The sequence below is a fragment of the Fusibacter sp. genome (genome assembly GCF_057447755.1).
In genome coordinates this window covers 1-6,982 of record NZ_JBVBZF010000181.1, presented here as the reverse complement: position 1 = coordinate 6,982, position 6,982 = coordinate 1, and the positions used below count along the sequence as shown (strand labels likewise).

Sequence of the window (6,982 nt, the reverse complement as noted above, 5' to 3'; positions counted from 1 at the left end):
GTGCTGAGATATTGTGGACTGTGCAAGGGGGAGGTGATTCACCAAATCACTGTTGTTACAATCGCGATGCGTACCAATAAATAAAATGATCTCTAGGCGAGCTTGATTTGACAATGCCTTTGATATGTCCACGACCAATGCGCGCTCTTGGGTATCAATATCAATTTCACAACAAGGTACAAAACCCTGTTCTGAATAAATGTTTTTTGTCATTTAAGCCTCCTATATTAATCGTATATTTACGATTTAATTATATCATACCTTTTTATAAGGTCAAGAAATATTTTCTATCAATCATTTAAAGCTAAACATAAAAAAAAAATCATATGATCACGGGATCATATGATTTGCTTTTAGGTGTTCTTATACCGCTCTTTCAACTTTACCAGAACGTAAACATCTGCTACATACTTTGATTCTCTTAGTACCGCCGTTGATAGATGCTTTTACGCTTCTTAAGTTTGGTGACCAAGTTCTTCTATTATGGTTGTTAGCGTGGCTGACAGTATTTCCAGATACTTTTCCTTTGCCACAGATTTCACATGTTCTTGCCATTTATGACACCTCCTTCGAGTGATTACTCTTAACATAACAAACTTATTTTATCAGAGACGAGGACTTATTTCAAGTCTTAAATACCGTAATTCTTATCTTTTTTGTAATAATTGTCGATAGAAATGCTTATTTTCTTGATATTGCATTGATATTACTATAAAATTAGATTAAATGATTGAATACTCTTAAATAGAAGGAGGGACATAATATGTCAATCAAAATTCAAAACGAATTAGGCGATGTTTCTATAGATACAGATGTTATTTCAACAATAGCAGCTTTTGCTGCCATGGAGTGCTATGGTCTTGTGGGGATGACTTATAAGTCTGCAAGAAGCGGTATTGCAAAAATCCTCAAAGGGGAGCATCTTTCTAAAGGTGTTGAGATACATGTAGAAGAAACCGGCGTTAATATTACGTTATACGTTATTATCCAATTTGGGACTAAGATTTCAGTCGTAGCCGAAAATATTATTGAAAAAGTAAAATATAACGTTGAAAACCTCACTGGGTTGAATGTCCTCGAGGTTAATCTTAATATCGAAGGCGTACGCGTTCAAGAGTAACTAGGAGGAAAAGACGTGGAACTTAAAACAATTAATGCTGAATTGCTGAGTAAGATGTTTAAGCAAGGCACATATGAACTCAATAAAAATAAGGACTTAGTAGATTCATTGAACGTATTCCCAGTACCTGATGGCGATACCGGAACAAATATGTCTCTTACTATGAATTCTGCCATTGAAGTGGTAGCAAAGCAAACTTACGAAACCGTAGAAGAAGTATCGAAGGCAATTTCAAAGGGGTCTTTGATGGGCGCAAGAGGAAACTCAGGCGTTATTTTATCGCAAATTTTTAGAGGGTTCGCAAAAGGCTGTAAAGGCAAAGTCGAGTTAAATTCCATCGATTTCTGCTATGCTGTTAAGGATGCTGCTGACACTGCCTATAGCGCAGTTTTAAAACCGGTTGAAGGTACAATTCTAACTGTTATCAGAAAGATTGCAGAGAAGGCAATGGAATATACTGAAGAGGAAGTTGCTATAGACGAACTCTTACACATATTGATCAAGCGTGGTGAAGAAACACTTGATAAAACACCTGAATATCTTGAAGTATTAAAGCAAGCGGGTGTTGTAGATGCAGGTGGTAAAGGTTTATTGTGCATCCTTAACGGTTGCTATGACGCATTTATCGGTAAAGAAATGCCGATGGAAGCGGTAAAGACAATGACAACAGCTGCACCGGCACAAAACTTTATGTCTACAGAAGATATCAAATTTTCATATTGTACTGAATTTATCATTCAGGGTGATGATATTCAAGGTGATCAGTTAAAGGATGTCATAGAAAAAATGGGTGATAGCTTTGTGTTTGTTCAAGATGAAGACCTTGTAAAGGTTCACATTCATACCAACAATCCTGGTGTGGCACTTGAAGAAGCATTAAAACACGGTGTCCTTAAAAAAGTTAAAATTGAAAACATGAAAGACCAACACAGCAACATCATCGATCATTACCAAGATGAAGACTTAGAAAAGGCAGCTCAAAATGCTGAACCTGTTTTACCATATGATGAAGATTATGGTTTTATTGCTGTTTCAATGGGTGATGGTTTTTCATCCATCTTCAGCGATCTTGGTATTGTGGGCAGTATTCTTGGTGGTCAAACGATGAATCCAAGCACCGAGGACTTTATGAGAGAAATTGAAAAGTGCCCATCAAAGCATATTTTCCTTTTCCCTAACAACAGCAATATCATCATGGCAGCCAATCAGGCTAGAGACCTTAGTGATAAGGATGTCTATGTAATACCATCTAAGACCATGCCGCAATGTATCACGGCCATGCTTAATTTCAATCGTGATGCATCGGCTGAGGCAAACCACAGTGCCATGACGGAGAGCTTAACCAGTGTGAGCACAATCCAGGTCACATATGCTGTTAGAAATACGACTTTCAATGAACTCAATATTGAAAAGGATGACTATTTGGCAGTGGCGGATGGTGAGATTAAAGCTTCTGGTAAGGATCAGATCGAGGTCATAATGACTGCGATTGAAAAGACCGTAAAAGAAGATTCTGAAATTATTTCAGTCTATTATGGATCAGATGTCACTGAGGATGATGCAACAAGTTTAACAGAGTTAATTGAGGAAAAATACAGTGATTTTGAAGTTGAGACCTATCGCGGTGGTCAACCATTGTACTATTACGTCATTTCTGTTGAATAGAGAATAAAGACGACTGACGCACTCAAGCCATTGAGTGCGTTTTGTATATAAATGAGGTGAATTCGTGTTTAACATGCCGCTTAATAATCTAAAGGGTATTGGTGAAAAAAAAGCTGAAAAACTAAAAAAGATTGGTTTGTCAAATTATGGAGATGTTTTATACGATTTTCCGATTAGATATGTTGATCGACGTAAAATTGCCAACATTTCAGAGGTTCATGATCAAAGCTATGTGACAATTAAAGCTAAGGTCCTTCAGATTCGGTTTAAAATGGTTCATAAGACACGAAAGGAAATTATGATTCTTGAGGTGATGGACAGCTTTCATCAAGGCGAGATCGTGTTTTTTTCACCCCAATATATAAAAGCGTTTTTCAAAGAAAATACAACATACTATTTTTTTGGAAAGATAGAAAAAATGGGCATGATGTTCAAAATGATGCACCCGGAATATGCCAAAGAGGATGACAAGCAATTTTTAAGCATTCTTCCAGTATACGCTTCTACATTGGGCCTTTTTCAATCGGATCTCGTAAGGCTCCACCAGCAAGTAGCGGGCCTTTTAGCGCCAATTGTGGCAGAAAATCTTCCAAGCTCAATTGTCACTTTGGCAAAGCTTTGCACACTGAATGACGCCCTTTATCAGATCCATTGTCCTAAGGATGAAAAACTGCTGAAAATAGCACGATATAGATTGATCTATCAAGAGCTATTTACACTCCAATTAAAATTAATTGTATTAAAAAATAATTATCATAAGGCAAAAGCGGATTGTTTGCCTGTAAAAGATGAGATTCAAGACTGGATAGAGACCTTGCCATTTAAGCTCACGAATGCTCAAATCAAGGCCTTTGAAGATATTAAAGTTGATTTGAATTCTGGTAATTCTATGAACAGATTGATACAGGGGGATGTGGGTTCTGGTAAGACCATATTAGCCTTTTTAACCTTGCTGATCGCTTTGACAAATCAAAAGCAGGGGGTCTTAATGGCACCAACAGCCATTCTAGCAAGACAACACTATGAGGGATTTAAACAAGCCTTTGGAGACCAGTATACCGTTGAAATTTTAGATTCAGGTGTTAGTGCTAAGGAAAAGAAACGCATAAAAGCGGAGATCGAGCTTGGCAATGTAGATGTCGTAATTGGAACGCATGCGGTTTTGGAAGAGGACGTGGTCTTTAAAGATCTAGGTGTTGTTATTACAGATGAACAGCATCGGTTTGGTGTGAGGCAAAGGACCATTGTATCTCAGAAGGGACATAATCCACATGTGTTGATTATGTCTGCAACACCAATCCCGAGAACGCTTTCCCTAATATTATATGGGGATATGGATGTTTCGATTGTAGATGAGATGCCAGAGGGGAGAAAGCCTATTAAAACACATTTTGTCAAGCCTTCAAAACTGGATGAAATGTATGGTTTTATTCATGATAAGTTGAAAGCCGGTAGACAGGTTTATTTTGTATGCCCATTAGTTGAAAATTCTGAAACCCTTGATCTAACATCGGCAGAGGCTCATTATGAAATGCTACAGACTAAGTTTAGCACATACAAGGTCGGCTTGGTGCATGGCAAGATGAAAAACAAGGACAAGGATCAAATCATGGAAGCCTTCAAGAACAACGAAATACAGGTGCTCGTATCCACCACTGTTATAGAAGTCGGTATAAATGTACCTAATGCATCTGTTATGGTGATTTTGAATTCTGAGAGATTTGGCCTTTCACAGCTTCACCAGCTCAGGGGTAGAGTTGGTAGGGGTGATGAACAATCCTATTGTTTTTTGTTGAGTGAAAAACTCTCTAAGGAGGCAAAAGCAAGAATTGAAACCATGGTGAATGAGACCAGTGGCTTTGAAATTGCAGACAAGGATTTAGAGCTTAGGGGATCGGGTGAGGTATTCGGCGTAAGACAACATGGCTTACCTGAACTCAGACTTGCAGATTTGTCTAAGCATAAAAAAATACTAGTGGAAGCTCAAAAACATGTTAAAATAGTAATTGCGGAGTATCAACTGGGAAATGCAGAGATGGTTCGTTACATAGACCAGTTAAGAACTGAGATTAATGAGACATTTACGCTATAAGTGGGTATAAAATGAGTTAGGATGTGACAAATGAGAGTAATATCAGGGACTGCCAGAGGGATAAGTCTGGAAACCATAGAGGGATTGGACACTAGACCTACAATAGACCGCGTGAAAGAAGCCATGTTTAGTATGGTCCAAAGTCATATATATGGTGCCAATGGTCTGGATTTATTTTCTGGTTCAGGTGCATTAGGTATTGAACTGATTAGTAGAGGTGCCAATCAAGTGGTTTTCTGTGAGACCAGCTTAAAAGCAAAACAGGTCATACTTAAAAATTTAGAAAAGACCAAGCTAGCGGACAGGTCTATCGTTAAAAATGATGATGTTTATCGGTTTATATCAACTTATAGTGGTGACCCCTTTGACATTATCATGATGGATCCACCCTATTTGATGGGGCATGTAAAAAAGGTTTTGACTGAACTTGAAACCTATAAATTGCTCTCTGAAAGTGGTATAATAGTGGTTGAGCATGACATTAAGGATGAAGAAGTTGAGCACCACGGAACTTCATTCCAACTTGTTAAGACAAAAAAATACGGAAAGATTGGTATTTCAATATATAGGAGGTAAGCGTGAAAATCGCAGTTTATCCAGGAAGCTTTGACCCTGTAACCAAGGGGCATTTGGACATCGTAGAACGCGCGAGCAAATTATTTGATCATGTTATTGTAACGGTGATGTTTAACCAAAGTAAAAGCCCAATGTTTACGCCAGATGAAAGGGTTGCTCTCTTAGAAAAAACAACGAGCCATTTGCCTAATGTATCAGTAGACAAACATATGGGGCTCTTGATTGATTATCTTAAAACAAAAGACGCAAAAATTATGGTAAAAGGCCTCAGAGCAATTTCAGATTTTGAGTCTGAGTTTCAAATGGCAAGTGTCAATCAAAAATTGTGCAAGGACATTGAAACGGTATTCATAATGACGCGAACAGAATTTATGTATCTTAGTTCAAGCATTGTAAAGGAAGTCGCAAGTTTTAAAGGTGACATTTCAGATTTTGTGACCGAAGAAGTCAAAGAAGCAATATTCAAGAAAATAGGAGGCTAGAAAATGAGCAAAGAGAAATTGGAGTTGCGAGTGTTGGAGTTACTCGAAGAATTTGAAGATAAACTTGAGAGCTATCCAACTGTGCCTTTAACCGGTAAAATATTGGTTGATCGAGATGATCTTTTAAATATTTTAAAGGATATAAATGTCATGCTTCCAGATGAATATCAACATGTGAGATGGATTAAATCTCAAAAAAATCAAATCGTTGAAGAAGCCAATAAATTGGCAGAGGAGATTTTGAGTAATGCTCAAAGTGAAGAACTTCGCATTTTAGACCTTGCTAAGAGCAAAGAGAGAGAAATTTTAACTGCTGCGGATTCAAGGATGAGAGAACTTGTAAATGAGCATGAAATCGTGAGAATGGCACAAAAAAGAGCTCAGGAGATTATTCGTGATGCAGAAGAAAAGGCTGAAGATATCCGTGTTGGCTCATATGACTATGCAGAAGAAATCATGAAAAAAGTAGAATATAACATGGAAAAGGTACTTGGTACCATTAAAGAAAATATTAATGAGTTAGAAGAATATAAATAAAGTCTAAACCTCCTGAAATTTCAGTGAGGTTTTTTTGTAAAGGAGAATTGAGATGAATGAAGTAATCAAACTTTTAAAAGGGCACCAATCCATAAGAAAATTCAAAGAAGAGCAAATTCCAAAAGAGTGGCTTGAAGAAATTATTGATGCAGCTCAAATGGCGTCAACATCAAGTTTTTTACAAGCCTATAGTATCATTTCTGTTAATGACAAACTTGTACGTGATGAAATAGCGGCACTATCTGGTGATCAAAAATATGTTTCCAGTGCACCGACCTTTCTCGTGTTTTGTGCCGACCTCCACCGCCTTAACGAAGCCTGTAAAAAGCATGGTGTGCCTTATGAAAGCGGTTATACAGAAACCTTTATTATTGCAACAGTCGATGCGGCTTTAGCAGCTGAGAATACCATTATCGCAGCTGAATCTTTAGGCCTTGGCGGCGTATTCATCGGGGGTATCCGCAATAATCCTGCTAGAATGTCTGAATTGCTGGGACTACCTGAGGAGGT

The 6,982-nt window shown here is 37.8% G+C and carries 9 protein-coding genes; 7 read left to right on the top strand and 2 right to left on the bottom strand.

Annotated features, from left to right (window positions below; translation table 11 throughout):
* Nucleotides 1-213, bottom strand: a 213-nt coding sequence (locus tag AC220I_RS15700; RefSeq protein ID WP_486724804.1) for an ArsR/SmtB family transcription factor, incomplete at its 3' end; no start/stop codon positions are given.
* Between the two features lie 150 nt (nt 214-363).
* Complete coding sequence (gene rpmB, locus AC220I_RS15695; RefSeq protein ID WP_486724803.1) at nt 364-555, bottom strand: 50S ribosomal protein L28; 192 nt, start codon at nt 553-555, stop codon at nt 364-366.
* Between the two features lie 208 nt (nt 556-763).
* On the opposite strand from rpmB, the gene AC220I_RS15690 reads away from it, so the two are divergent.
* The 7 genes from AC220I_RS15690 to AC220I_RS15660 all read left to right on the top strand — a co-directional run.
* Nucleotides 764-1,120, top strand: a complete 357-nt coding sequence (locus AC220I_RS15690; protein ID WP_486724802.1) for an Asp23/Gls24 family envelope stress response protein — start codon at nt 764-766, stop codon at nt 1,118-1,120.
* A 15-nt stretch (nt 1,121-1,135) separates the two neighbouring features.
* A complete protein-coding gene (locus AC220I_RS15685) occupies nt 1,136-2,785 on the top strand; it encodes a DAK2 domain-containing protein (protein ID WP_486724801.1) in 1,650 nt (549 codons plus the stop codon).
* 73 nt (nt 2,786-2,858) lie between these two features.
* Entirely contained in the window at nt 2,859-4,877 is a 2,019-nt protein-coding gene (gene recG / locus AC220I_RS15680) for an ATP-dependent DNA helicase RecG (protein ID WP_486724800.1), read from the top strand.
* 30 nt (nt 4,878-4,907) lie between these two features.
* Nucleotides 4,908-5,453, top strand: a complete 546-nt coding sequence (rsmD, locus tag AC220I_RS15675) for a 16S rRNA (guanine(966)-N(2))-methyltransferase RsmD (protein WP_486724799.1) — start codon at nt 4,908-4,910, stop codon at nt 5,451-5,453.
* A 2-nt stretch (nt 5,454-5,455) separates the two neighbouring features.
* On the top strand, nt 5,456-5,935 hold the full coding sequence (gene coaD / locus AC220I_RS15670) for a pantetheine-phosphate adenylyltransferase (protein WP_486724798.1): 480 nt from the start codon (nt 5,456-5,458) through the stop codon (nt 5,933-5,935).
* Nucleotides 5,936-5,938: 3 nt separating this feature from the next.
* Nucleotides 5,939-6,472: a hypothetical protein gene (locus AC220I_RS15665; protein WP_486724797.1), complete on the top strand. Its 534-nt coding sequence runs from the start codon at nt 5,939-5,941 to the stop codon at nt 6,470-6,472.
* Nucleotides 6,473-6,524: 52 nt separating this feature from the next.
* Nucleotides 6,525-6,982 (top strand): nitroreductase family protein (locus AC220I_RS15660; RefSeq protein ID WP_486724796.1); only part of this gene is annotated, 458 nt, incomplete at its 3' end.

Bases quoted from the DNA above. Each gene is read 5' to 3' on its own strand.
- rpmB (WP_486724803.1), bottom strand. From the start codon at position 555: ATGGCAAGAACATGTGAAATCTGTGGCAAAGGAAAAGTATCTGGAAAT.
- AC220I_RS15690 (WP_486724802.1), top strand. From the start codon at position 764: ATGTCAATCAAAATTCAAAACGAATTAGGCGATGTTTCTATAGATACA.
- recG (WP_486724800.1), top strand. From the start codon at position 2,859: ATGCCGCTTAATAATCTAAAGGGTATTGGTGAAAAAAAAGCTGAAAAA.
- rsmD (WP_486724799.1), top strand. From the start codon at position 4,908: ATGAGAGTAATATCAGGGACTGCCAGAGGGATAAGTCTGGAAACCATA.
- AC220I_RS15665 (WP_486724797.1), top strand. From the start codon at position 5,939: ATGAGCAAAGAGAAATTGGAGTTGCGAGTGTTGGAGTTACTCGAAGAA.